Below are 25,307 nucleotides of genomic sequence, written 5' to 3' on the forward strand. Positions count from 1 at the left end.
GCCACCGAGGTCAATCCTGCGGCCGCAACACCCGCGCCGGGCGGGCGGCAAGTGGTCGCAGAATGAAGACGACGCTGGCAACAAGGCTGGCTGCAATGCCCACAAGCACGACCGAAAGGGCCGAGAGCGGCTCAAAGCTGTAGCTTGCCTCCATCACCCAAACCATGACGACCCACCCGGAAATGGCCCCTACCAAGATGGCAACCAGTCCCGCCGCAGCCCCCATCAGCGCCTGTCGCATGAGGAAGCCGCCAAGGATTTGCCGACGAGTCGCGCCCAGCACCTTGAGCACCGCCGATTCGTACACCCGCGCAGGCTCACCGGCGGCGGCGGCACCGATCAGCACAACAAAGCCGGTCAGAAGCACCGCACCGGCCGACCAGACCGTGGCGGTCGCAATCGCATCCAGCGCCTCGGTCACGCGGTCGATCACGTCACGCACGCGGATCGCGGTGATGTTGGGCCAGTTGTTGGAAAGGGTGCGCAGGAACCGCGCCTCGGATTCGGGCGGCGTATAGACCGTCGCGATATGGGTATGGGGTGCGCCCGAAAGGGCGGCTGCGTTCAGCGTCAGCACAAAGCCCATGCCCCCCGTCGCGAAATCGACCGCACGAAAGCTGGTGATCCGTGCGGTGATATCGCGGCCCAGCACGTTGATCGTCAGACTGTCGCCCAGCTTCAACCCCAGCTCCTCAGCCTCGGTCGCCGAAAAGCTCACTTGCGGCTCGCCGGAGTATCCCTCGGGCCACCAGGTGCCTTCGGTGATCGTGGTGCCCTTGGGCAAGGCGTCGGCATAGGTGATGCCCCGATCGCCACGGACGACCCAGTGATCACCGGCAACCTCTTTGGCCGGGCGGCCGTTGATCTGGGTGATGACCCCGCGCAGCATGGGCGCCGTATCGACCCGGCTGATCTCGGCATCACCGTCTGTCAGCGTTCGGAAGGGTTCGATCTGATCGGGCTGGATATCGACAAGAAAGTAGGCCGGCGCGCGGTCCGGAAGGTCGCGGTCGATGGCGCTGCGCAGGTTGGTGTCGATCTGCCCGACTGTCGCCAGCACGGAAAGACCCAGCCCAAGAGACAGGATCACTGACACCGTCTCGCCGCGCTCTGCACCGATGGCGCCAAGAGCCGCGCGCAGCCGCATCCGCCCCCGTAGCCTGCGGGCGACACGCCGGGCGAGGTGGCGCAGGCCTATTGCGACCGCGACGAGCAGGCCCAAGGTCGCCGTGACCCCGGCAAGCGTGCCAAGCGCAAGCTGCCATGCGCCCGACATCAGGACCGCGCCCCCGATCAGCAGAAGCGCCAGCACCCCGACCCGCAAGACCCTGCCCGCGCGCGGCAGCACACTGCGCCCCGCGCCGCGATAGAGTGCCGCCGCACGCACCCGCTCGGTCTGTGCAAGCGGCCACATGGCAAAGATCAACGCGGTCAGCAGGCCGTAAAACGCGGCCTCGGCCATCGGGCGGGCATAAAGTCCAAACGCTGTGGGAAATGGCATGGCAGCAGAAATCAGGGGGGCCGTAAGCAGAACGCCCACCGCACCAAGCGCCAGCCCGGCCAGAACACCCACACCCGCCAGCAGGCCCACTTGGATGAGGTAGATGCGAAAAACGAGGCCACTTTCGGCGCCCAGCGTCTTCAACGTCGCAATGACGGGCACCTTGCCCTCTAGCCACGCCCGCACGGCGCTTGAAACGCCAACACCGCCCACTGCGAGCCCTGCGAGACCGACCAGCACAAGAAAAGATCCGATCCGCTCGACAAAGCGTTCGGTGCCGGGGGCTGCGTTGCGCGTGTCACGCCAGCGAAGGCCCTTGTCGGTGAATGTCGCCTCGGCCTGCACTTGAAGCGCCGCAAGATCGGTGCCCGGCGGCAGATCCAACCGGTATTCGCTGTCATAAAGCGAGCCCGCCATCAGAAGCCCCGACCCTTCAAGATCTGCGCTGCGCACAAGCATGGGTGGCCCAAGGCCAAAGCCGGCGGCCGCACTGTCTGGCTGACGCAACAGCGCGGCAGTGACACGGAAATCCCGCTCTCCCAACCGAACCGTGTCGCCCGGCGCAACGCCCAGACGCTCCAGCAGCACCGGATCGATGACAGCACCCGGAAGTCCATTTTTGTCGACGCCGAGCGCCTCGTCGAGCGGGATCGGCGGATCAAGCTCTACCGCGCCGAACAGGGGGTAAAGATCATCGACTGCCGTCACCTGTGTCAGCGCCCGCGCCTCGCCCGCACCGACCATCGATCGGAACTCGATCACTTCGGACACGCGTTCGGCCACCTCGGCCATGAAGGCGCGCTCATCAGGATCAGCCCGCCGGTAGGTGAACTCCATCTGGGCGTCTCCGCCCAGAATCACGGCCCCCTGCGAGGCAAGTCCCGCCCCGATCGCTGCACGCACCTGCCCGACGGCGGCAATCGCCGCCACCCCAAGCGCGATGCAGGTCAGGAAAATGCCAAAGCCGCGCAATCCGCTGCGCAGGTCGCGTCGTGCCAGACGCCACGCCAGCGTCCAGCTCATGCCGCCACCCCGTCCGCCGCAATGCGTCCGTCGAGCAGACGCACCACACGGTCGCAGCGCGCCGCAAGCTCGGGCGCGTGGGTGACCATGATCAGGGTGGCGCCATGCCGGTCGCGCAGGTCAAAGAGCAGATCCATCACCGCAGCGCCGTTTGCGGCATCGAGGTTGCCCGTCGGCTCATCCGCAAGAAGGATCTCGGGGCGCGAAACGACGGCGCGGGCAAGCGCCACGCGCTGCTGCTCGCCCCCCGACAGTTGCGCAGGCACATGGTCAAGCCGGTGGCCCAGCCCCACCGCTCGCAACTCGGCCTCGGCCCGGTCAAAGGCATCTGCTGCGCCGGCCAGTTCCAGCGGCAGCGCCACGTTCTCCAGCGCCGTCATGGTCGGGATCAGGTGAAAGCTCTGGAATACCACGCCCATGCTGCCGCGCCGAAAGCGGGCCAGCGCGTCCTCATCCATTGCGCCAAGGTCATGTCCAAGCGCGCGGACCGTGCCTGCCGTTGGACGCTCCAGCCCGCCCATCAGCATCAGAAGCGAGGACTTGCCCGACCCGGACGGGCCGATCAACCCGACCGACTGGCCCCGTTCAACTGTCAGTGTGATGCCCCGCAGCACCTCGACCGGGCCGGCGTTTCCCGCCAATGTCAGCTGCGCCCCGTCAAGCGCGAGAATCGGTTCAGCCATGCCCATTGCCTCTTGTCTCTGCCCGTCACGTGTTTCTGCATTTGCATATGGGGTGCGCCGGCATTCCGGCAACGCCTTCATCGCATTGATTTTGTCGACCACCGCCGTCGCGGCCGAACCCGTGACAGTGGTCGCACTGGGCGACAGCCTGACCGCGGGCTACGGCCTGCCGGAGGGCGAGGGATTCGTTCCGCAGCTTCAGAAGTGGCTCGATGCGAAAGGGGCCGAGGCGGTTGTGGTCAATGCCGGCGTGTCGGGCGACACCAGCGCGGGGGGACTTGCGCGGCTCGACTGGTCCCTGACACCCGATACCGATGCGCTGATCGTGGCCCTTGGCGGGAACGACCTTCTGCGCGGGCTCGATCCTGCGATTACGCGCGACAATCTGGATGCGATCCTGACGAGCGCCGACGGGCGCGACCTGCCGGCTCTGCTGATCGGCCTGCCCGGTCCCACCAACTATGGGATCGAATGGAAAGAGCAATTCGACGCGATCTTCCCCGACCTTGCGAAAAAGCACGGCGCGCTGATCGAGCCGAATTTCATGGCCGGGATCGGTGGCGGCGAGCCCGAGGCGATGCGCCCCTATCTGCAGGCGGATGGCATCCACCCCTCTGCCGAAGGGGTCAGCCGCATCGTGGCGCAGCTTGGCCCACGCGTTCTTGAGTTGATCGAGCGCGCCAAGCCCTGAAGCAGGCGACGTGATGCGGGCGTCGGGCCGCTTACGGCCCGATCGTGAAGCACTGCGAGCCGCGCGCCTGCAGGCGCAGACAGGCCAGCTCTGCCTGTTTCTGGCTCAGCCCCATGAAGTTTGCATCATACCCCGACGACCGCTGAACGATCTTGCGCAGCGATTCGTCAAGCGTTGCGCTTTCTTCAAGCATGGTTTGCATCAGCGCACGCTCTGCCGTCATCCGGCTTGCAAAACGGCCAATGTTGATGCCCCAGTGACGCCCCCCCGAGGTGGAGATCCGGGTGACAACTTCCGGCTCGGTCGGGACCGGCTCAACCGACGCGATCTGCTCGCCCGACGAGGTATGGATCACTGTCGGCACATGCGCGGGCTCGGGTGCGGGTGGTGCGGGGGTCGCCGCGATCGAGGCCAGCGAGACCACGCTTCCCGCATCGGGTTGCGGAGCCGCGGCGAAGGCAACCGAGTCTGCACCGCCGCCCGTCGCTTCGGCCAGCGCGCCGGCAATGTCGCCCTGCATGGCGTTCACGGCAACCTCTGCGGCAATCATCTCGGCCAGAGGGTCGCTTGCGGCATCAAGTGAAGCCGGGGCGGGCGCGGCTGCCACCGGAGCAATCTCTTGCGCGGCCGTTGCAACCATCAACGCAGGTGCTGCAGAAACAGCCGGGCGCGGGCGCGGCCGGAGTGAACTGCGCACCGCACCGCTGACGCGCACAACCTTGGCGCCTGCCGTCGGATCGTTCTCGGCCATCAGCGCCGGGTCGCCATCGGCGGCCGGGTCGATCGCAGGGGCAATCGGAGCAGGCGGGATCACGGCCTTGCCCGGTTTGACCTTGGCAAAGCCCAAATCCAGAAGCTCGGCCACCTTGGCATTGCGCTGCGCGGTCGAGGTGCCGCCAAAGACGGTCGCGATGATCCGCACGCCGTTGCGCTCGGCCGAGGCCGTCAGGTTGAAACCCGCCGCGTTGGTGAAGCCCGTCTTGATCCCGTCGGCGCCCCGATAGGCATCGAGGAACTTGCGGTTGGTCGAGACCACATCCGTCACGCCGGCATCCGTCTCGCGGCGCGAGAAAATGTTGTAGTATTCAGGGAAGTCGTAGAACAGCCGGCGGCCCAGGATCGACATGTCATGCGCCGTCGACAGGTGCCCTTTCGAGGTCAGCCCGTTGCAGTTCACGAAGGTCGAGTTGTTCATCCCGATCTGCTTGGCCGTGCGGTTCATCCGCTTGGCAAAGCCCGCCTCGGACCCACCAATGGCCTCACAGATCGCTGTCGCGGCGTCGTTGGCCGATTTGATGGCAGCAGCGCGGATCAGGTGGCGCAACGCGATCTTCTGCCCCGGCCGCAGGCCCAGACGAGAGGGCGCCTGACCGGCCGCGTATTTTGTGACCGTGACCATCGAATCAAGGCTGATCTCGCCGCTATTGACCGCCTGGAAGGCGATATAGAGCGTCATCATCTTCGTCAGCGATGCCGGATGCAGCCGCGTGTCGGCGTTGTTGGCGTAGATCGTCTCGCCAGTCCGTGCATCCATGACATAGGCGGCATATGGCGCAGCGGAAGCCGGGGTCGGCTTGGTGGCCGAACAGGCTGCCGCCGCCAGAAATGCGGCCATCAACGTAATATTACGGACGAATTGCCCAAGTCGCGAAACCACGTCGCTGCCCCTTGCCTTCGTTTCTGCCTCAGCGCCCCTGTTTCCGGGGCTTTGGATCGAGCCTAGCACAGCATCGCGCCGGGCGAAAACCCCGTAAATTCCGTGGGGTTAGCCTGTGACATTCATGCACTCTCGCATATCTTGTGGTTCATTTTATGCCGCAACACCATATCAAGCAGTGAAACCGCGCAGCAAGGCCGCAAATCCGGAAAGATCGGGCAACTCGGCAAATCTTGGGTGGCCGTGCGGCGGATCTGCGCGCTCCAGTGCCCATGTCAGCTGATGGGGAACATGGACACCCCAGCCACCGGCCTCGATCACCGGAAGCACGTCGGATTTCAAGGAATTGCCCAGCATCATCGCCTGCCCTGACTGAACCCCGTGGCGCGAGAAGATGCGCGCATAGACCTCGGGGCGCTTGTCAGAAACGATCTCGACCGCGGTAAACAGATCTCCAAGACCCGATTGCGCCAGCTTGCGCTCCTGATCCAGCAGATCGCCCTTGGTGATCAGGACGACCTGCGCGCCATGCTGGGCGGCAGCCACCACCGCCTCGCGGGCATGGGGCAAAAGCTCGATCGGATGTTCAAGCATCTCGCGCCCCGCCGCCATCAACTCGGCGATCACCGATGTCGCAACGCGGCCATCGGTCACCTCGATCGCGGTTTCGATCATCGAAAGGACAAATCCCTTCACGCCGAATCCATAGTGGCCGATATTGCGTCGCTCGGCTGCCAGAAGGCGCTCGTGCAGGTGCTCGGGTGCGACATGATCGGCCAGAAGGCGCTCGAACCTGTCTTGCGTCAGGCGGAAGAAGGCCTCGTTCTGCCAGAGCGTGTCGTCGGCGTCGAATCCGATGAAGTTGATCTCGTTCATGGCGCGAACCTGCCCAATGCAAGGAATGAACGCCAGCCCTTTTGATTCCACCTCGTTGCGCGCTATACTTCGCGCTCTGATCCGCCCCGCGATTCCGCCCAGCCCGGAGAGTGCCGTGCCCCTTCATCCAGTCATGATGTCCGAACAAGTTCCGGGGAATGGTCCCGAGACGTCGATCATGACGAAGGCAAAGCCGCGCACGCAGCGACCGCCGCTGTACAAGGTGCTGCTGCTGAACGACGACTACACCCCCATGGAATTCGTGGTCCATATCCTTGAGCGGTTCTTTGGCCTGAACCATGCGCAGGCGTTCGAGATCATGCTGACCGTCCACAAGAAGGGACTGGCGGTGGTCGGTGTCTTCTCGTTTGAGGTCGCCGAGACCAAGGTGGCGCAGGTGATGGACTTTGCCCGCCGCCACCAGCACCCGCTGCAATGCACCATGGAAAAGGAGTGACCCGGATCTCCGGGGCTGTCTCCATGCGCTCGACCCGCCTCTCTCTGGCGCTGGATTCCGGCGCAATTGCGCTGCCCGAAACGGGGCAGATTGCGGTTCTGTCTCCGCAGGCGGGGGATGACCTCTCGGCCCTCCCAAAAGACCGCATCGTTGTGGTCACGGGATTCAAGCCCGACCATGACCATTTCAACGCGCGCGGCTTTGTCTGTGCGACGGCGATGCCAGCGGATTGCGTGGCGGCACTGGTCTGCCTGCCCCGCGCCAAGGCCGGTGCACGCGCGCTGCTAGCCGCAGCCTGCGCCGCCCTGCCGTCTGGCGCCCCGGTCATCGTTGATGGTCAGAAGACCGACGGGGTCGATTCGATGCTGAAAGACCTGCGCGCCCGTGTCGAGGTGGGTGAGGTGGTCGCAAAGGCGCATGGCCGGATCTTTGCCTTTCCGGCAGGCGCCGCACTTTCCGACTGGGCCGCTGTGCCGCATGCGTTCGACGGATTCCAGACCCTGCCTGGCGTCTTCTCGGCCGATGGACCGGACCGCGGGTCCGAGATGCTGGCAGCCGCCCTACCGCGCAAACTACCCTCGCGCGTCGTCGATCTGGGGGCCGGATGGGGCTATCTCTCGCGCCGGATCCTGCAGTGCGATGGGGTCAAGGAATTGCATCTGGTCGAGGCTGACCTGACCGCACTCGATTGTGCGCGTCAGAACATCACCGACCCGCGCGCGCATTTTCACTGGGCCGATGCGACCCTCTGGCAGGTGCCGCATCTGGCAGGCGCGGTCGTCTGCAATCCGCCCTTCCACACCGGGCGTGAGGCCGATCCTGCGCTTGGCCTTGCCTTCATCCGCGCGGCAAGCCGCATGCTGGCGCCGGACGGAACGCTCTGGCTGGTTGCGAACCGCCACCTGCCCTACGATCCGCTTCTGCGCACGACCTTCCGCGAGGTCGAAGACATCGGCGGCGACGGCGTCTTCCGCCTTGTGCGCGCCGCCCATCCCAACCGACGTGCCGGAGGCTGACCCATGTCACTGTCCATTCAAGGGAAAACCGCCATCGTGACTGGCGCGGCGAACGGGCTTGGCCTTGCCATTGCGCGTCACTTCATCGACCGCGGCGCGAATGTGATGTTTGCCGACATTGACGAGGCGCGGCTGGAGGCTGAGATCGGCGACGAGGCCAAGGGCGAAGGCCCCCTGCGCATGTTTGCGGGCGATCTGTGCCAGAAGCTGACGATCTCGAACCTGCTTTCGGCGACGATGGACGCCTTTGGGCGCATCGATATTCTGGTCAATGCCGCCCGGCAGATCGCACTGTCCGATCCACTTAGCCCCGATAGCGACAATGTCGAGGCGCTTTTCAAACAGAACGTGATGACCGGGCTGCGTTTGAGCCAGCAGGTGGCCCGCCGGATGATCGCACATGCCGAAGGCGATGCGTCAGAGGCTCCGGGCGGGGTGATTGTCAACGTGACCTCGACCACGGCGCGGCAGTCCACACCCGATCTGCTGGGCTTTTCGCTTGCATCGGCGGGTGTTGAGCAGATGACCCGCGGACTGGCCCTGTCACTGGCACCCAAGGGCATCCGGGTAAATGCGGTGGCGGTAGGCTCTGTCCTGACCTCGACCTTGCAGGCGCAATTGAAGCAGCAGCCCGAACTGCGCAGCCAGATCCTTGCCGGAACCCCCCTTGGTCGCATCGCCCCCGCCGCCGAGGTGGCGGAAACGGTGCAATACCTCGCCTCGGATGCTTCTGCCTTCATGACCGGTCAGGTGCTGCGACTTGATGGCGGTCGCGGGCTTCTTGACGCCGTGGCGAGTGCCGCGCATTGACGCGGCGCAGCCCCCGAAGCGGAGTTTCCGATGACTGATGAATTCGCCCCCCGCAAAGATCGCGCCGCCGCCTGGTTCCGCGACTTGCGCGACCAGATCGTCGCGGCGTTTGAGGCGCTGGAGGCGAAGGCCGGCGGCAGCCACCAGTTCGAGGTCACCCCCACCACCCGCGAAACCGGCGGTGGCGGGGTGATGAGCGTGTTGCGCGGTGGCCGTGTGTTCGAGAAGGTGGGTGTGAACGTCTCGACCGTCTACGGCACGCTGGGCGAGCGGGCACAAAAGGCGATGGCTGCGCGCGGCGTGCCGGGCATGGGGGATGACCCGCGCTTCTGGGCCAGCGGCATCAGCCTTGTTGCCCATATGCAGAACCCGCACACACCGGCCGTGCATATGAACACCCGCATGTTCTGGACCCCGCATGCCTGGTGGTTCGGCGGGGGCGCGGACCTGAACCCGTGCATCGAATATGCCGAGGATACCGCGCATTTCCACGCGACGCTTCAGCAGGCCTGCGAAGCGCATGACGCGGGATACTATCCCCGTTTCAAGGCCTGGGCGGACGAGTATTTCTTTGTGCCCCATCGCGGCCGGGCACGTGGCGTGGGCGGCATCTTCTACGATGATCTGAACACCGGGAATTGGGAGGCTGACTTTGCCTTTACGCAAGCGGTCGGTCAGGCCTTCCTGCCCGCCTTCCTGCCCGTAACCGAGCGTCGCCTTGGCACGCCCGCGACGGGGGCCGACCGCGAGGCACAGCTTCTGCACCGCGGGCTTTATGCCGAATACAACCTCGTCTACGACCGCGGCACGAAATTCGGGCTGGAAACCGGGCACAATGCCGATGCCGTCCTGATGAGCCTTCCGCCTGTGGCAAAGTGGTACTGAGGACACGCGCATGAGCGATCTGGTGGTGAAGGCAGCCTATGCGAGTGTTGCCGAAGAAGACGGTCAGGTCTTCGTGGGCTTTGTTGATGCGCGCGACGAAAGCTACGCGCTGTTCCGGCAAGCCAAGGCGGGCGGACCGGTGTGGTTTGAGGTGAACGACGAGGATTTCGGCGCTGAAGACGCTGTGGAAAGCGCGGCGATCGGCCCCGGCGGGCTTGCGATCACCCTACGCGCCGCCAAAGCCGGTCGCTTTGGCTACGCGCGTCAGGTCGTGATCCGGTTGAAGGCCTGTGACAATGCGGAAGCCGCGCTTGCGCAGCTTGCCGCCATGGGAATTGCCATCGCGGGCTAGACGTCACGCCCGCAAAAGCCGGCCGAGCCGCTTTATCCCCTCGTCGATCTGCGCCTCGGACGCGCAAGAGAATGACAGCCGCAGCGTGTTGCGGTTTGATCCGTCGGCATGGAAGGCCCCGCCGGGCACGAAGGCCACACGTTCCTCGGCGATCGCACGGGCCAGCAGTTGCGCGCCGTCCATCCCCTCGGGCAAGGTCAGCCAGACGAACATCCCACCCTCGGGGCGGGTATACCGGACACCCTCGGGCATTTCGCGGTCAAGTGCGGCCAGCATCCGCAGGCGGCGCGCGTTATAGGTGCTGCGCAGCTTGGCGACATGGGCATCGAACAGATCACGCGCAACCATATGGGTTGCGATCTGGCTCAGGCTTGAGGAATGCAGATCGGCCGCCTGCTTCATCAGCACCAGCCGCCCGATCACCTCGCGCGCGGCGCAGACCCAGCCCACGCGCAGACCCGGCGCCAGCGTCTTGGAGAACGATCCGCAATAGACGGTCCGGGTGTTTTCGATGCTGCCATTGCGGCGGATATCCAGCGCGAGGATCGGGGGTACGTCCTCACCCTCATAGCGCAGCGATTGATAGGCGGCGTCTTCGATCACTGCACAGTTCAGGGCCTCGGCCTGATCGAGCAGCGCCTCGCGGCCGCGCTGGTCCAGCGTCTCGCCGGTCGGGTTGGCGAAATCGGACGACAGATAGGCAAACTTCACCGCCCCACCCGCAGCCTTGGCCTCTGCCCTGACCGCCTCCGGTGCTGCGTTCGACAGCGGGTCCAGTCGCACATACCGCGGCTCATAGGCGTTGAAGGCGCCGAGCGCTCCCAGATAGGTCGGCCAGCCCACCATCGCGGTGTCGCCGGGCGACAGGAACAGCTTGCCCAGATAATCCAGCGCCTGCTGCGAACCTGAGGTGATCAGGATGTTGTCCGCCGCGCACGGGATCCCGATGGCCGCCATGCGACCGGCAATCCATTCGCGCAGCGGCAGATACCCTTCGGACACCGAATATTGCAGCGCTTGTGCGGCCTTTGGTCCAGACATCGCCTCGGCGAAGGCCTGCGAAAAGGCATCAGACGGGAAAAGGGCCGGGTCAGGAATACCACCTGCGAAAGAGATGATGTCGGGCTGGTCCAGAAGCTTCAAAAGCTCCCGGATCTCCGAGGCTTTCATCCGCGTGGTCCGCGAGGCCAAAACGTCCGTCCATTGCATCCCGAGTCTCCCCCATTGTCGCGGGCCCATTGTCGCGGGGCGGAGCCTGCTTCGCACGCAAGAGAAAGTCAATAAGGCTGACCTAACCTTTGGTCATCGTCGATAGTCCTTTGCACGGATTCCGTGCCGGATCAGCTTGTCATAAAAGGTCTTTCGCGGCACATGGAGGCGCGCCATCGCCGCGGTGACATTGCCGCGCGCGATCCGCAAGGCATCGCGGATGACCTCGGCCTCATAGGCGGCAGTCATGTCGGCGAGGCTTTGCTGCACCCCCTCCTCGCCCGCGTCATCCGCAAGCCCCAGGGCATGGCGCTCGGCGAACTGCTGCAACTCACGCACGTTTCCGGGCCAATCATGCGCCGCGAGCCGCACCTTCACACCGGGCGTCAGTACAGGGACCGGAACCTTCAGCCGCGCACAGGCCGACAGCAGGAAGTGCCGAAACAGCAGCGGCACATCCTCGCGCCGGGCGACAAGCGGCGGCAAGGTCAAGCTGACCGGTGAAAGTCGATAGTAAAGATCGGCGCGGAAGCGCCCTTCGCTGACACGCACCGCAAGATCCGCCTGCGTGGCACCGATGACCCGCAGATCGAGCGGGCGGGCCTGTTCAGCCCCCGGCACCCAAAGTTCAGCCGAATCGATCAGCGCAAGGATACGGGCCTGAAGGGCAGGCGACAGGGCCTCAACCTCGTCCAGAAACAGCGTGCCGCGATGGGCTTTCTCCAGGCGGCCCGGACGCCGGGGCCGGCCAGCCACCGCCTCTGCGCCCAGAAACTCGGCCTCAAAGCGCGCCTCGTCAATGGCGGCACAATTCACATGCAGAAAGGGCCGCGCCCGCCGGGACGAGGCACGATGCATGACACGGGCCAGCGCCTCTTTTCCCGCGCCCGAAGGGCCGAGGATAAGCGCATCCGCCCCGGCCTCGGCCACACGCAACGCGGTTTCCCGCAGACGCACCATCGCCGGGCTTTCGCCCAGAAGCTGCGGGCCGCTGTCGCGCGCCGTCTGCATCTGACGCAGCATCCGGTTCTCGATCACCAGCGCGCGGGCGGCACTTGCGCGGCGCAAGGTGGAAATCAGGTCGTCCACCCCGACGGGTTTCGTCAGAAAGTCCCATGCACCATCCTTCAGCGCCTGCACCGCCATGGGCACATCGCCATGCCCGGTCAGCAGGATCACGGGCAGGTCCGGGTCCAGCACGCGCAACCGCGCCAGAAGCTCCAACCCATCCATGCCGGGCATCCGCACGTCGGTCAGCACCACACCCGGATAGTCGCGTGTCAGCCCGCGCAGCGCATCGGGTGCCGAGGCGAAAGGCTCTGCCGTAAAGCCCGCGATGCGCAGGGACTGCACCTGCGCGGCCAGAAGATCGGCGTCATCATCGACAAGTCGAACGAGGGGCGCTTGCGGGGCATCGCTCATGCGCGGCGCAGCTCCAGCCGGAAGCACGCGCCCTGCCCCTCAACAGCCGGGTCGGCTGACAGGCTGCCGCCAAAGTCACGGGCGATATCGCGGGCGATGACTAGGCCAAGGCCCACGCCCTGTTCCTTGGTCGTGGCGAAGGGAATGAACAGCTGTCCTGCCACCTCGGGCGCAATTCCGGGGCCGTTGTCCGAAACGGTCAGCGTCACCCGGTCATCAGCCAAGGCCATCGCGATGCGGATCTCCGGGTCGGGGCGGCCGTCCAGAGCCTCATGCGCATTTTGCAGCAGGTTGACCAGCACCTGCTCCAGCCGCACCGCCTCGGCCATGACCCTCAGGTCCGGCGGGATCTCAGGGCGGATGATCCGCACCGGCGCACTGCGCATCCGGCTGGCCGTCAACAGAAGCGAGGCTTCAAAGGCATCCGCCAGCGAGGTGGGCTCGACCAACCCGCGTGCCTTGCGCGAAAAGCTCCGCAATTCGGTGGTGATGCGACCGATGCGGTCGGTCATACGCAGGATGGAGCCCAGGTTCCCCGAGACATCCGGGGGCGCATCTGCGGGCAGCAGGTGGCGCGCGTTTTCCGACAGTAGCCGAATGGTCGCAAGCGGCTGGTTCACCTCGTGCGCGACGCCAGCGGCAATCTGGCCAAGGGCTGCCAGCTTGTTGGCCTGCACCAGATCGGCCTGCAGCGTCGCAAGACGCGCCTCGGCAGCCACCCTCTCACCCATCTCGGTCGAAAGCTCTTGCGTGCGCAGCGCGACCTCGCGCTCCAGATCGGCGCGATAGCGGCGCTCGGCCTGCTCGCGTGCCTCGGCACGGGCCTTGCCGCGCAGGACGAAACCGGCGCCGCCAGCCAGCGCGGCAAGCACCAGCGCCACCGCCAGTGTCGCCAGCATTGCGGCCTGTTGCGCCGGGGCTGTCGGCGCGAAAACCGTCAGCCGCCAGCCGATCGAGGGCAGCTCTGCCACCGAGGCGAGCTGCCCTTTGCCCGGCGCAGGCATGGCACCAAAACGCAGGCCCGGGGTGCTGGACAGAACCACCCGCCCCTCTTCATCGGTGACATGGGTCGCACCGGCCCCATCGGCCCATGCGGCCTCCAGCGCGTCAAACTCAACCTTGACGACGACCACGCCCAGGACATCCGCCCCGCGCAGCACACTATGCGACAGGTACAGCCCCGGCTTGTGGCTGACCGTGCCAAGCGCGAACTGCTGTGCGGTGGTGGCGCGCAGGGCATCCGTGAAGTAACGGCGGAAGCTGTAGTCGGCACCGACAAAACTGTCTGGCGCGTCCCAGTTGGACGCCGCAAGCGCCGTGCCAGTGCGATCGAGCAGATAGATCACCGCCCCATGGGTTTCGTCGCGCAGGCGATCAAGCTTGCGCGAGACAGGTTCTGTTTCGCCGGGATTGGCCAGAACTTCGGCCACGAGCGCGTCATCTGCGAGGATCGCAACCACCGCGCGCTGCTTGGCAAGCTCTGCCTCCAGCGCCATGGCGCGCACGCGGGCAGAGACGCCGGCCTCTACCTCAAGCCGCGAAAGGGCGGCGCGATGCGACAGCGCAAAGACCTGCGCCAGAAGCAAAAGCCCCAGCAGGGCAAGCGCAAGACCAGCAATGCGCCGATGCGACAGTGCCACGGCACGGCACTCCACTGTGTTTCATTTTTCGCACTATTACATATTCAATGTGTGTTATTCCACACATTTCTCCCAGACACGCCACATCAATACAGCCAATAATCAATGCGTTACACGCAATGCCGCCAAAACGTGCGAACAGACCTTCGCTGACTATCATGCAGTCACAGAACTGACATCAGCAGGTTGGAGGAGGCCTCATGCATATCGATTCGTCGGCAAACCCGGCGGTGCACGCACCGCGACCCTTTTACAGACATCTCTATTTTCAGGTCCTGATTGCGATCGTGGCAGGGGCACTGATCGGGCATTTCCAGCCTGATCTTGGCGTCAACCTCAAACCGCTCGGGGATGGCTTCATCAAGCTGGTGAAGATGATCATCTCGCCCGTGATCTTCCTGACCATCGTCACCGGCCTTGCCGGGATGGGCAGCCTGCGCGGGGTCGGTGCCGTCGCGGGCAAGGCATTCGCCTATTTCTTCTTCTTCTCGACCCTCGCGCTGATCGTGGGCCTGATCGTGGCCAATGTCGTGCAGCCCGGCTCGGGCATGAACATCGACCCGGCCTCGCTCGATGCATCGAAGGTAACCGACTACGCCACCAAAGCGCATGAGACGACGCTGACCGGCTTTGTGCTCGACATCATTCCGACCACCTTCACCTCGGCCTTTGTCGAGGGCAACATCCTGCAGGTGCTGTTCATCGCCATCCTCTTCGGCATCGCGCTGATCCTGGTGGGCGACAAGGCCAAGCCTGTCGTGGACATGCTGGAGGCCATCAGCTTTGCGGTGTTCCGTGTGGTCGACATCCTGATGAAGGCCGCGCCGATCGGTGCCTTTGGCGCCTTTGCCTTTACCATCGGCAAATATGGTATCGCCTCGATCGTGAACCTTGCGGCACTGGTGGGCACGTTCTACCTGACCTCGGCGCTGTTCGTCATCGTGATCCTCGGCACCGTCTGCACGCTGACCGGCTTTTCGATCTTCAAGCTGATCGCCTACCTCAAGGCCGAGCTGCTGCTAGTTCTGGGTACGTCGTCTTCGGAATCGGCTCTGCCGAGCCTGATGGAGAAGATGGAGCGCGCCGGATGCGCCCGCCCGGTGGTGGGTCTGGTCGTTCCGACCGGCTATTCCTTCAACCTCGACGGCACCAACATCTACATGACGCTGGCGGCGCTGTTTATCGCGCAGGCCACCAACACCGACCTCACGCTGCAACAGCAGATCCTGCTGCTGGCGGTGGCGATGCTGTCGTCCAAGGGGGCTGCGGGTGTCACGGGTGCGGGCTTCATCACGCTGGCCGCGACGCTTTCGGTGGTGCCGACCGTGCCGCTGGCAGGTATGGCGCTGATCCTCGGCGTTGACCGCTTCATGTCGGAATGCCGCTCGATCACCAACTTCATCGGCAATGCGGTTGCAACCGTGGTGGTCAGCCGCTGGCATGGCGCGCTGGATGTCGAAAAGTTCAACGCGGCGCTTGACGGCAAGGTGACGGCGCGCGGCGGCAAGCCCGAGCTGCACGGCGCACCCGCGGGCCTGCAACTGGGCGAGGCCAGCGCAGACTGATCGCGCCTTCGGACAGAATCAAAGGGGCGGCTGCTGGATGCGGCCGCCCCTTCTGCATGGCGGGTCGGACGATCAGGCGCCGCGCACGGTGTCGATCATCAAGCGCACATTCTCGGGGTCGGCATCCGGGGTGATGCCATGGCCAAGGTTGAAGATATGCGGCCCCTTGCGGAAGGCCTCAACCACGCGGCGTGTCTCGCGCACCAGCGCCTCGCCCCCGGTGACCATATGCCCGGGCGCCAGATTGCCCTGCACGCAGCCATCGACCTGCACATGAGCGGCCGCCCATTCGGGGGTCACCGAATTGTCGAGCGCCACGCAATCGGCCCCGGTCGCACGCGCAAATCCGACGTAACCCTGCCCCGCCTCACGCGGGAAGGCGATGATCGGAAGGCCGGGGTGGCGCGACTTCAGCTCGGCGATGATCCGGGCCACAGGCTTTACCGCGAAATCGGTGAAGTCCGGCCCTTTCAGGCTGCCGGCCCAGCTGTCGAAGAGCTTGACCACCTCGGCCCCGGCCTTCACCTGTTCCGACAGGTAATCAATCGTCGCATCCGCAATCAGATCAATCAGCGCGGCAAAGGTCGCCCGATCCGCAGCCTTCAACGCGTGCGCAGGCCCCTGATCCGGCGTGCCGCGCCCGGCGATCATATAGGTGGCGACCGTCCAGGGCGCGCCGGCAAAGCCGATCAGTGTGGTTTCCCGTGGAAGTTCACGCGACAGTATCCGCACGGTTTCATACACCGGTGAGAGGCGGTCATGAATGGCTGTCGCGGGCTTCAGCGCCGCCATATCCGCAGGCGTGGTCACGGTCGAAAGCCTCGGCCCCTCGCCGGTTTCAAACCAGAGATCGGCCCCAAGTGCCTGACAGATGAGCAGGATGTCGGCAAAAAGAATGGCCGCGTCAAACCCATAGCGGCGGATCGGCTGCAGCGTCACCTCGGCCGCAAGGTCGGGGTTGTAGCACAGCTTCAGAAAATCCCCAGCCTGGGCCCGCGTCGCGCGATACTCCGGCAGATAGCGCCCGGCTTGCCGCATCATCCAGATCGGCGGCGTGGGCAGCACCTCGCCCCGCAGGGCGCGAAGGATGGTTTTCTGGCTTTGATCGGTCATCGGGCGCCCTTTCCTGTTGCCCCTGACTTGCCCCTTAAGGGGATGAAGTCAAGCGCGGCAGGGTGTCGCCCACCTGCGGCACAGGCGACAGTTGAAAGCCGGGCGCACCAAGGCTAGAGCTTGGCCATGACCCAGATGCTCCCCTCCCTTGCAGCGCCGCTGAAGATCGGCACCCGTGGATCGCCGCTGGCGCTTGCGCAGGCGCATGAAACGCGCGACCGGCTGATGGCGGCCTTCGACCTGCCGCAGGGCGCATTCGAGATCGTGGTGATCAAGACGACCGGCGATCGGGTGCTGGATCGCCCGCTGAAAGAGATCGGCGGCAAGGGCCTGTTCACGCGCGAGATCGAGGATGCACTTCTGTCTGGCGGCATCGACATTGCCGTTCACTCGATGAAGGACATGCCGGTGGCGCAGCCGGAAGGGTTGTTGCTGGACACCTATCTTCCGCGTGAGGATGTACGCGATGCTTTTGTCTCGCCTGCCGTTGCCCGCCTCGCCGATCTGCCGCAGGGCGCAACCGTCGGATCGTCAAGCCTGCGTCGCCGGGCGCAGCTGAAGGCACGCCGCCCGGATCTGCAACTGGTCGAGTTTCGCGGCAATGTGCAGACACGCATGAAGAAGCTTCAGGATGGGGTCGCGGTCGCAACCTTTCTGGCCATGGCGGGCCTGAACCGTCTGGGCATGGCGGATGTCGCGCGATCGGCCATCGCGCCGGAAGAGATGCTGCCCGCCGTTGCGCAGGGCGCCATCGGGATCGAGCGGCGGGCCTCAGATGACCGCGCGGCTCGGATGCTGGCCGCGATCCATCACCGCGAAACCGGAGAGCGGCTGGCGGCCGAGCGCGCCTATCTCGCAGCGCTCGACGGGTCTTGCGAGACGCCGATCGCAGGGCTTGCGGTGATTGAGGGCGGCAGCATCTGGCTGCGGGGCGAGATTCTGCGCCCTGACGGGTCCGAATCGATCACGGGAGAGATACGCGGCCCGATTGCCGATGGCGCGGCCATGGGCGAAAGCCTTGCGCGGGATTTGCTGGCGCAAGCACCCAAGGGTTTTTTCGACTGGCGCTAAGTCAGTATGGCGCTAGGCCCGCCCCCCGACAGCCGACAGGCTGATCGGATCAATACCCATGATGCGCAGCGCAGCACCCCATTTGCCGGCCTGATCGGACCCAAAGATCAGGGCGTGTGTCGGCGTCGCGGTCAGCCAGTCGTTGCGGGCGATCTCTGATTCCAGCTGCCCCGGCCCCCAGCCGGCATAGCCAAGCGCAAGAAACGCCTCACGCGGGCCATGCCCTTGCGCAAGTTCCTGCAGGATATCCAAGGTTGCGGTCATGCCGTAGCCGCCAACAACCTCCAGCGTTCCCTGCTGTGCGAAGTAGTCGTCGCTGTGCAGCACGAACCCGCGTCCACGTTCGACCGGTCCGCCGAATTGCACGCGGATATCGCGTCCCTCTGGCCCGCGCGGGATTTCGAGATGCTCCAGAAGCCCCGCAAAGTTCAGATCGTTCGAGGGTTTGTTGATGATCAGCCCCATTGCGCCTTCGGGCGAATGGGCACAGATCAGGATGACGCTTTTTTCAAAACGCGGATCACCCATGCCCGGCATGGAGATGAGGATAGAGCCACTAAGGTCCATGAGCGTCTCCCTTCCTGCAATTATATGATCCTGCTTCTGCCGCTTCTCAAGGGTGCGCGCGCCACATCGCGCGACTTCGTCATCAATCGTCGCCCGAATGTGATTTCCCTATTTCCCCGGCATCCGTATTTTTCGGGGGATGAAACACCTTGTCGCGCCACTTGTCCTGATGCTCTCGGTTTCGGCCGCCATCGGCCAGACCCCCGGTCAGGATGACATCCTTCGGGCCGAGCTTCGCCCTGGCTGGCGCGAGGCGGACGGGCGGCACATCGCCGCGCTGCACTTGCAGCTTGCACCGCATTGGAAGACCTATTGGCGCAGTCCCGGCGACACCGGCGTGCCGCCAGAGTTTGATTGGGGCGGGTCCCAGAATGTCGGTGCCGTCAGGATCCACTGGCCCCGACCCGAGATCTTTGAGTTTCAGGGCATGAAAACCATCGGTTATGCCGATGAACTGGTCCTGCCGGTCGAAATTACCCCCAAGGATCCCTCACGCCCGGTCTGGCTGGCAAGCGATGTCTCTCTGGGCGTCTGCAACGACATTTGCGTGCCCGCGATGATCGCGCTGTCGGGCGACCTGCCTGCATCCGGCGCGCCCGATGCGTTGATCAAGGCCGCACTTGGCGCGGTTCCCGTCTCGGCGGCGGCGGCCGGATTGGCCGATCTGGCCTGTATCGTCGAGCCGCTGGCCGATGGCGTGCGCCTGACCGCACGAATGCGCCTTCCCGCCGGCACCGGGCCTGAGATGGTGGTGCTGGAGCCTTCGGAACCCGCCTGGGTTTCCGAGGCGGAAGTCACGCGTGAGGGCGATGTGCTGATCGCGATGTCGGACATCGTCCCGCCCGAGGCCGCACCCTTCGACCTGCGGACCGACGCGCTGCGAGTGACGGTGCTCAGCGACGGTCAGGCGGTCGAGGCGACGGGCTGCCCGGTCAACTGACCCGCGATCCGCGCGGCCAGCTGGCGTGCGACGGCATCCTTGCCCATGCGGGGCCAGCTTTCCGCGCCCTGATCCGTGATCAGCGTCACCGCGTTTTCGCTTCCGCCCATGATGCCGGTCTCGGGGCTGACATCATTCGCCACGATCCAGTCGCACCCTTTGCGGGCCCGCTTGGCCGTGGCGTGTTCGACAACGCGCTCCGTCTCGGCAGCAAAGCCCACGACGAGCCCCGGCCGCCCCTCGGCCATGCGCGCGATCGTGGCAAGGATGTCGGGATTTTCCGCGAATGACAGGGCGGGGGGCTGGCCTGTTCCGTCCTTCTTCATCTTCTGGCCTGCCGCATTGGCCACCCGCCAATCCGCGACCGCGGCGGCAAAGACCGCCGCATCGGCGGGCAGGGCTGCGGTGACTGCGGCCAGCATCTGCGCGGCAGTCTCGACCCGCACGACGGCAACGCCCTCGGGCGGCGGCACGCTGGCCGGACCGGTGACAAAGGTCACGCGCGCGCCCAGATCACGCAGTGCCGCGGCCAGCGCCGTGCCTTGCGCGCCAGACGAGCGGTTGGCGATGTAGCGCACAGGATCAATCGGTTCATGCGTGGGGCCTGACGTCACCAGAACGTGCCGCCCGTTGAGCGGCCCGTCGGCGAGCGCGCCCTCGATTGCGGCAACGATCTCCAAGGGTTCGGACATCCGACCGGGGCCATATTCGCCGCAGGCCATCTCGCCCTCATTCGGGCCGACGATACGCACCCCATCACCCCGCAGCACCGCCAGATTGCGCTGCGTCGCCGGGTGGGACCACATCCGTACGTTCATCGCGGGCGCCAGCAGCACCGGGGTATCGGTCGCCAGCAGCAGCGTTGAGGCCAGGTCATCCGCCCGCCCCTGCGCGGCCTTGGCCATCAGATCGGCAGTTGCCGGTGCGACCACGATCAGATCCGCCACGCGGCTGAGCTGGATATGGCCCATCTCGGCCTCTTGCGTCAGATCAAAGAGGTGTTCATGCACCTTCTCTCCCGCCAACGCGGAAACCGAAAGGGGGGTCACGAACTCCGCCCCTGCCCGGGTCAGGACTGGCGTCACCGCCGCGCCGCGTTCGCGCAGACGACGGATCAGGTCAAGCGCCTTGTAGGCCGCAATCCCGCCGCCGATGACCAGAAGTATCCGTTTGCCGGCCAGCATTCCCACACCTCCGCGCACCTTGCACGTAGAAAGCTGTAGGGGCGGCGGCGGCGAAACTCAACCTTTGGGCCGGTACAGGGGCTACAAAAGCGACAGCACCTCGGGCGCGTCGGTTTCGATCGCGCGGCGCAACTTGGCAAAGGCCGCGCATTCCAGCTGCCGCACCCGCTCTTTCGACAGCCCCAGCTCGGTGGCGAGGCTCTCAAGCGTGCGCCCGTCACCACGCACCTTGCGTTCCAGCACGATATGGCGCTCTCGGGGGTTCAGCCGGGTCAGCGCGCGCGCCAGACGACTGCGCAGATGCGCGGTGTCATGCTCGGCCTCAACAAGCGCGCCGGGGCTTGCGCCATCGTCTTCCAGAAGGTCGATCCACTCGCGGCCATCCTCATCGGCGCCCTGCGGCGCGTTGAGAGAGAAGTCCATCCCCGCCAGCCGCCCCTCCATCATCGCCACATCCGCCAGCGGAACACCCAGATCCAGAGCCACCATCTGGCGCAACTGGTGGGCATCCAGCACCATACCTTCGGCTGCAGCCTCACGCTCCAGCCGGGCCTGCACGCGCTTCATGTTGAAAAACAGCGATTTCTGCGATGCGGTCGAGCCGGTCCGTACCATAGACCAGTTGCGCATCACATAGTCCTGAATGCCGGCCTTGATCCACCACACCGCATAGGTCGAAAACCGCACGCCCCGGTCGGGGTCGAACTTGTCGGCGGCCTTCATCAGGCCAAGGCTCGCTTCCTGGATCAGGTCGTTCATCGGTGCGCCATAGCGGCGGAACCGCGCGGCCATCGACACCGCAAGCCGCATATAGGCCTGCACCAGACGGTGCAACGCCGCCTCGTCGCGCCGATCGCGCCAGGCACGGGCCAGCGCAAGCTCGGTTTCCGCATCCAGCATCTCGGACTTCATCGCTTGGCGCGTGATCCGATGCTCGTTATATCCATCCAGCGCCATGGAACCTCCGTAAGCGGCGTTCATCCGGGACAACCGATTGGATTACGAGGCAACAGCATGACCGGATCACCGCGACCCGCAGGATCGCTTCCGCCGCTGACGCTGGTGATCGGGGGCGCGCGTTCCGGCAAGTCGCGCCATGCCGAGGCGCTGGTTGCGGCAACGGGTCTTCCGCGGACCTATATCGCCACGGCCGAGGCCTGGGATGACGAAATGCGCGCCCGCATTGCCCAGCATCGCACGGATCGCGGCGCGGGATGGCAGACGGTCGAGGCACCGCAGGATCTGGCGCCCGCACTATGCGCCGTTCCTGCCGGGCGGGTTGTGCTGGTCGATTGCCTGACGCTGTGGCTGACCAACCGGATGCTGGCGGATGCCGATCTTTCTGAGGACACCGCAGCACTTTTGCGGGCGCTGGACGCCTGCCCCGCACCGGTGGTCATGGTGACCAACGAGTTGGGCTGGTCGATTGTGCCGGAAAACGCGTTGGCGCGGCGGTTTCGCGATGCGCAGGGACGGCTAAACCAGACGCTTGCAGCGCGGGCGGATCGTGTCGTCACCGTGATCGCAGGGCTGCCGCTTGTCCTGAAGGGGGCACCGGCGTGACGCGTCGCTTGTGGCTGGTGCGGCACGGGCCGACCCATGCGAAGGCCATGATCGGCTGGACCGACCGCCCAGCCGATCTCAGCGATACAGACTGCCTTGCCCGGCTCTCTGCCGCCCTGCCCGACGTGCCGGTGATCTCGTCTGACCTGAGCCGGGCGATGGCAACGGCTGATGCGCTGCAAGGCGGGCGCACACGTCTGCCGCATGACCCACGCCTGCGCGAGTTGCACTTTGGCGCTTGGGAAAACCGCACACATGCCGAGGTAGACGCGACCGAACCCGCGCTTTTGCGGGCCTTCTGGGAACAGGCGGGCGACATATCCCCACCCGGCGGCGAAAGCTGGAACCAGATGGGGCGGCGCGTTCATGCCGCGATGGATGACCTGCCCCCGCAGGTCATTATTGTCTGCCATTTCGGCCCGATCCTTGCGATGCTGCAGCGCGCAATGGGGTGCGATGTGCAAGCCGTCTTCGCCCACCGCATCGAACCCTTGTCACTGACCGAGATCGCGGTGGAGGACGCGGGTTGGCAAGTGCTGCGGATCAATCACATTCTGTGATGGATCACGACACGAAACAGTGTTTGGCCACCCCACATCCCTTTGCTAGACCTGCGGAAAAGCTACAGGCAAAGGACATCGTGCATGGTTTATGAACTCGCAATCGGGGATCGCGCCTATTCCAGCTGGTCGCTGCGCGGCTGGCTTTTGTTTGATGCCTTCGGCATTCCGGTCAAACTAAAGACCGCGCGCCTTTACACCGACGAGGTGGCGCAAGTCCTGCAGGGCTTTTACCCTGCGCGGACCCTTCCCGCGTTGCGGCTGGCCGAGGGGCTTGCCATCGGCGAGAGCCTGGCCATCGCCGAGGAACTGGCAAGCCGTCACCCGGATGCGGGGCTCTGGCCTGCTGATCCCGATACAAGGGCCGTTGCACGTATGCTCGCATCAGAAATGCACGCAGGCTTTTTCGCCCTGCGCAACCACTGCCCGATGAACCTGCGCGTCAGCTATCAGGACTGCGCGCCGCCGGCCGAGGTTCTGGCCGATCTGGCCCGGCTCGAGGCGCTCTGGTCCTGGGCACGCAAGGCGACAGGGGCCACGGGAGACTGGCTGTGCGGCGCCTATTCGGCAGCGGATGTCTTCTTCGCGCCGGTTGCAACCCGGATTGCCACCTACAACCTGCCCGTGGGCGCCGAGGCTGCAGCCTATGTTGCAGCACATCTGGCGCACCCCTCGTTCCGTCGCTGGCGGGCCATGGGCATGGTCGATGGCGCCGATCAAGAGTTCTACCGCCGCGACTATGCCCGCCGCGAATGGCCCGGCCCGCGCCCGCTGGCCGCAAAAGCTGTCGAAGGCTTGCAGGCCGAAAATGCCACCTGCCCCTATTCCGGCGATCCGGTCACGCATGTGCTGGAGCTTGCGGGGCGCCGCTTTGGCTTTTGCAATGCCTTCTGCCGCGACAAGACCGTGGCCGACCCTGAGGCCTGGCCGAAATTCATGGCTCTTTACCAATCGTAAACCATTGCGCCCTACCCCGTTAACCAGAGTGAACGGGGCAGGGCATGGTCACACGCACATTCACCGTCGCCTTTGAAGGCGTCGAGGCACGTCTGGTCGAGGTGCAATGCGCGCTTTCACCGGGCCTGCCTGCCTTCTCGGTGGTGGGCCTGCCGGACAAGGCTGTGTCCGAGGCGAAGGAACGGGTGCGGGCGGCGCTCTCGGCCATGTCGATCGCGCTGCCCTCAAAACGGATCACGGTGAACCTCTCGCCCGCCGATTTGCCGAAAGAGGGCTCGCACTTCGATCTGCCGATTGCGCTGGCCCTTCTGGCGGCGATCGGCATTCTGCCCGCCGAAGAGGTGGAGCGGGTTGTGGCACTTGGTGAGCTGTCGCTGGACGGGCGGCTGATTGCGGTTGTGGGCGCCCTGCCCGCCGCCGTCGCTGCGGCCGAGGCGGATTGTGCGCTCATCTGCCCGAAAGCCTGCGGCGCCGAGGCGGCTTGGGTCGGCGCGGCACGCGTGTTCGGGGGTGGATCGCTCGATCAGGTCGTGCGCCACCTGACCGGCCAATCGCCCATTAGCCCGGCCGAGCCCGGAGAGGTCATGCGGCCTGCAACCACCCGCGACCTGCGCGAGGTCAAGGGACAGGAACGTGCCAAGCGCGCGCTGGAAATCGCTGCGGCCGGGCGGCACCACCTGATGATGGTCGGGGCGCCCGGTTCGGGCAAGTCGATGCTGGCTGCGCGCCTGCCCGGCCTTTTGCCCCCCTTGTCCGCAGCCGAGGCGCTGGAAACCTCGATGATCCATTCGCTGGCCGGGTTGCTGACCGAGGGCGGCATCTCGCGCGAGCGTCCGTTCCGAGAGCCGCACCATACCGCCTCGATGGCCGCGCTGGTGGGCGGCGGGCGTGGGGCCAAACCGGGGGAGATCAGCCTTGCCCATAACGGGGTGCTGTTTCTGGACGAACTGCCCGAGTTTGCGCGCGCCGTGCTGGAAACGCTGCGCCAACCCATCGAGACCGGCGATGTTGTAGTGGCCCGCGCCAATGCCCATGTGCGCTACCCCTGCCGGTTTCTGCTGATCGCCGCCGCCAATCCCTGTCGATGCGGGCATCTGGCCGATGCTGCGCGGGCCTGCGCCAAGGCCCCTGCCTGCGGTGAGGACTATCTCGGGCGCATCTCGGGCCCGCTGATGGACCGCTTCGATCTGCGCGTCGATGTGCCGCCGGTCTCGTTCACCGATCTCGATCTGCCTGCAACCGGCGAATCTTCGGCACAGGTGGCCGCGCGGGTGGCAGAGGCACGCGACCGCCAGGCCCGGCGCTTTGCCGCGCACCCGCAGGTGCGCGCCAATGCCGATATCGAGGGACGGCTTCTGGATGAGGTCGCAAACCCCGATGCCGAAGGCCGCGCGTTGCTTGCCCGCGCGGCAGAGCGGTTTGGCCTTTCCGCCCGCGCCTACCACCGCGTTCTGCGTGTCGCGCGCACCATTGCCGATCTGGACGGGTCCGACACGGTGCTTAAGCCACATGTGGCCGAGGCGGTGGGCTACCGCCTGTCACTGGCGCAGGGCGCGCTGACCTGA

24 protein-coding genes are annotated in these 25,307 nt (G+C 65.4%); 13 read left to right on the forward strand and 11 right to left on the reverse strand.

Annotated elements, in window-relative coordinates; genetic code table 11:
- Nucleotides 1-10: 10 nt before the first annotated feature.
- Both FQU74_RS12370 and FQU74_RS12375 read right to left on the reverse strand, forming a co-directional pair.
- Nucleotides 11-2,524: an ABC transporter permease gene (locus FQU74_RS12370; RefSeq protein ID WP_146286780.1), complete on the reverse strand. Its 2,514-nt coding sequence runs from the start codon at nt 2,522-2,524 to the stop codon at nt 11-13.
- Entirely contained in the window at nt 2,521-3,207 is a 687-nt protein-coding gene (locus FQU74_RS12375) for an ABC transporter ATP-binding protein (protein ID WP_146286781.1), read from the reverse strand. Before FQU74_RS12375 ends, FQU74_RS12370 begins: the two co-directional genes overlap by 4 nt.
- Between FQU74_RS12375 and FQU74_RS12380 the strand changes: the two genes are divergently transcribed.
- Complete coding sequence (locus FQU74_RS12380) at nt 3,206-3,898, forward strand: arylesterase (RefSeq protein WP_146286782.1); 693 nt, start codon at nt 3,206-3,208, stop codon at nt 3,896-3,898. The genes FQU74_RS12375 and FQU74_RS12380 overlap by 2 nt on opposite strands.
- Nucleotides 3,899-3,929: 31 nt before the next feature.
- Here the strand turns inward: FQU74_RS12380 and FQU74_RS12385 are convergent, their stop codons facing one another.
- Together FQU74_RS12385 and FQU74_RS12390 are read right to left on the reverse strand one after the other, a co-directional pair.
- Nucleotides 3,930-5,513, reverse strand: coding sequence for a D-alanyl-D-alanine carboxypeptidase family protein (locus FQU74_RS12385; protein ID WP_146286783.1), 1,584 nt, complete (start codon nt 5,511-5,513; stop codon nt 3,930-3,932).
- Between the two features lie 213 nt (nt 5,514-5,726).
- A complete protein-coding gene (locus tag FQU74_RS12390) occupies nt 5,727-6,431 on the reverse strand; it encodes an HAD family hydrolase (RefSeq protein ID WP_146286784.1) in 705 nt (234 codons plus the stop codon).
- Nucleotides 6,432-6,567: 136 nt separating this feature from the next.
- Between FQU74_RS12390 and clpS the strand changes: the two genes are divergently transcribed.
- Genes clpS through FQU74_RS12415 form a run of 5 tightly spaced genes read left to right on the forward strand, consistent with a single transcriptional unit; the run spans nt 6,568 to nt 9,951 of the window.
- On the forward strand, nt 6,568-6,888 hold the full coding sequence (gene clpS, locus FQU74_RS12395) for an ATP-dependent Clp protease adapter ClpS (RefSeq protein WP_170246243.1): 321 nt from the start codon (nt 6,568-6,570) through the stop codon (nt 6,886-6,888).
- Between the two features lie 23 nt (nt 6,889-6,911).
- Nucleotides 6,912-7,904, forward strand: coding sequence for a class I SAM-dependent methyltransferase (locus FQU74_RS12400; RefSeq protein ID WP_146286918.1), 993 nt, complete (start codon nt 6,912-6,914; stop codon nt 7,902-7,904).
- 3 nt (nt 7,905-7,907) lie between these two features.
- On the forward strand, nt 7,908-8,714 hold the full coding sequence (locus FQU74_RS12405) for an SDR family NAD(P)-dependent oxidoreductase (protein ID WP_146286786.1): 807 nt from the start codon (nt 7,908-7,910) through the stop codon (nt 8,712-8,714).
- Between the two features lie 30 nt (nt 8,715-8,744).
- Nucleotides 8,745-9,599 carry an oxygen-dependent coproporphyrinogen oxidase gene (hemF, locus tag FQU74_RS12410; protein WP_146286787.1) on the forward strand — a complete coding sequence of 285 codons (855 nt, stop codon included), beginning with the start codon at nt 8,745-8,747 and terminating at the stop codon, nt 9,597-9,599.
- A gap of 10 nt (nt 9,600-9,609) precedes the next feature.
- Nucleotides 9,610-9,951 (forward strand): hypothetical protein, encoded by a 342-nt coding sequence (locus tag FQU74_RS12415; protein WP_146286788.1) that lies wholly within the window; start codon nt 9,610-9,612, stop codon nt 9,949-9,951.
- Nucleotides 9,952-9,954: 3 nt separating this feature from the next.
- Here the strand turns inward: FQU74_RS12415 and FQU74_RS12420 are convergent, their stop codons facing one another.
- From FQU74_RS12420 to FQU74_RS12430, 3 genes are all read right to left on the reverse strand, one after another.
- Complete coding sequence (locus FQU74_RS12420; protein WP_146286789.1) at nt 9,955-11,160, reverse strand: aminotransferase-like domain-containing protein; 1,206 nt, start codon at nt 11,158-11,160, stop codon at nt 9,955-9,957.
- A gap of 93 nt (nt 11,161-11,253) precedes the next feature.
- Nucleotides 11,254-12,582, reverse strand: coding sequence for a sigma-54-dependent transcriptional regulator (locus FQU74_RS12425; RefSeq protein WP_146286790.1), 1,329 nt, complete (start codon nt 12,580-12,582; stop codon nt 11,254-11,256).
- The gene (locus FQU74_RS12430) at nt 12,579-14,222 is read right to left on the reverse strand and encodes a sensor histidine kinase (protein ID WP_146286791.1); all 1,644 of its coding nucleotides are present in this window, start codon (nt 14,220-14,222) and stop codon (nt 12,579-12,581) included. Before FQU74_RS12430 ends, FQU74_RS12425 begins: the two co-directional genes overlap by 4 nt.
- 200 nt (nt 14,223-14,422) lie before the next feature.
- On the opposite strand from FQU74_RS12430, the gene FQU74_RS12435 reads away from it, so the two are divergent.
- Complete coding sequence (locus FQU74_RS12435) at nt 14,423-15,787, forward strand: dicarboxylate/amino acid:cation symporter (RefSeq protein WP_146286792.1); 1,365 nt, start codon at nt 14,423-14,425, stop codon at nt 15,785-15,787.
- A gap of 72 nt (nt 15,788-15,859) precedes the next feature.
- On the opposite strand, the gene hemE is transcribed toward FQU74_RS12435, so the two are convergent.
- Complete coding sequence (gene hemE / locus FQU74_RS12440) at nt 15,860-16,900, reverse strand: uroporphyrinogen decarboxylase (protein ID WP_146286793.1); 1,041 nt, start codon at nt 16,898-16,900, stop codon at nt 15,860-15,862.
- Nucleotides 16,901-17,026: 126 nt separating this feature from the next.
- On the opposite strand from hemE, the gene hemC reads away from it, so the two are divergent.
- On the forward strand, nt 17,027-17,971 hold the full coding sequence (gene hemC, locus FQU74_RS12445) for a hydroxymethylbilane synthase (protein ID WP_146286794.1): 945 nt from the start codon (nt 17,027-17,029) through the stop codon (nt 17,969-17,971).
- Nucleotides 17,972-17,983: 12 nt separating this feature from the next.
- Here the strand turns inward: hemC and FQU74_RS12450 are convergent, their stop codons facing one another.
- Complete coding sequence (locus FQU74_RS12450; protein WP_146286795.1) at nt 17,984-18,538, reverse strand: YqgE/AlgH family protein; 555 nt, start codon at nt 18,536-18,538, stop codon at nt 17,984-17,986.
- Nucleotides 18,539-18,677: 139 nt separating this feature from the next.
- Here FQU74_RS12450 and FQU74_RS12455 point away from each other — a divergent pair, with 139 nt between their 5' ends.
- Complete coding sequence (locus FQU74_RS12455) at nt 18,678-19,478, forward strand: protein-disulfide reductase DsbD domain-containing protein (RefSeq protein WP_146286796.1); 801 nt, start codon at nt 18,678-18,680, stop codon at nt 19,476-19,478.
- Here FQU74_RS12455 and coaBC read toward each other — a convergent pair.
- Both coaBC and FQU74_RS12465 read right to left on the reverse strand, forming a co-directional pair.
- Complete coding sequence (gene coaBC / locus FQU74_RS12460; RefSeq protein WP_146286797.1) at nt 19,442-20,662, reverse strand: bifunctional phosphopantothenoylcysteine decarboxylase/phosphopantothenate--cysteine ligase CoaBC; 1,221 nt, start codon at nt 20,660-20,662, stop codon at nt 19,442-19,444. The genes FQU74_RS12455 and coaBC overlap by 37 nt on opposite strands.
- 81 nt (nt 20,663-20,743) lie before the next feature.
- A complete protein-coding gene (locus FQU74_RS12465) occupies nt 20,744-21,619 on the reverse strand; it encodes an RNA polymerase factor sigma-32 (protein ID WP_146286798.1) in 876 nt (291 codons plus the stop codon).
- A 57-nt stretch (nt 21,620-21,676) separates the two neighbouring features.
- Between FQU74_RS12465 and cobU the strand changes: the two genes are divergently transcribed.
- The 4 genes from cobU (at nt 21,677) to FQU74_RS12485 (ending at nt 25,307) form a co-directional block, all read left to right on the forward strand.
- Nucleotides 21,677-22,225 (forward strand): bifunctional adenosylcobinamide kinase/adenosylcobinamide-phosphate guanylyltransferase, encoded by a 549-nt coding sequence (cobU, locus tag FQU74_RS12470; RefSeq protein WP_146286799.1) that lies wholly within the window; start codon nt 21,677-21,679, stop codon nt 22,223-22,225.
- Nucleotides 22,222-22,785, forward strand: a complete 564-nt coding sequence (locus FQU74_RS12475; protein WP_146286800.1) for a histidine phosphatase family protein — start codon at nt 22,222-22,224, stop codon at nt 22,783-22,785. Before cobU ends, FQU74_RS12475 begins: the two co-directional genes overlap by 4 nt.
- An 84-nt stretch (nt 22,786-22,869) precedes the next feature.
- The gene (locus FQU74_RS12480) at nt 22,870-23,742 is read left to right on the forward strand and encodes a glutathione S-transferase (RefSeq protein WP_146286801.1); all 873 of its coding nucleotides are present in this window, start codon (nt 22,870-22,872) and stop codon (nt 23,740-23,742) included.
- A 44-nt stretch (nt 23,743-23,786) separates the two neighbouring features.
- Nucleotides 23,787-25,307, forward strand: coding sequence for a YifB family Mg chelatase-like AAA ATPase (locus FQU74_RS12485; RefSeq protein WP_146286802.1), 1,521 nt, complete (start codon nt 23,787-23,789; stop codon nt 25,305-25,307).

Origin of the sequence: Gemmobacter aquaticus (genome assembly GCF_007859075.1) — a bacterium.
GTDB classification, from domain to species: domain Bacteria; phylum Pseudomonadota; class Alphaproteobacteria; order Rhodobacterales; family Rhodobacteraceae; genus Gemmobacter; species Gemmobacter aquaticus.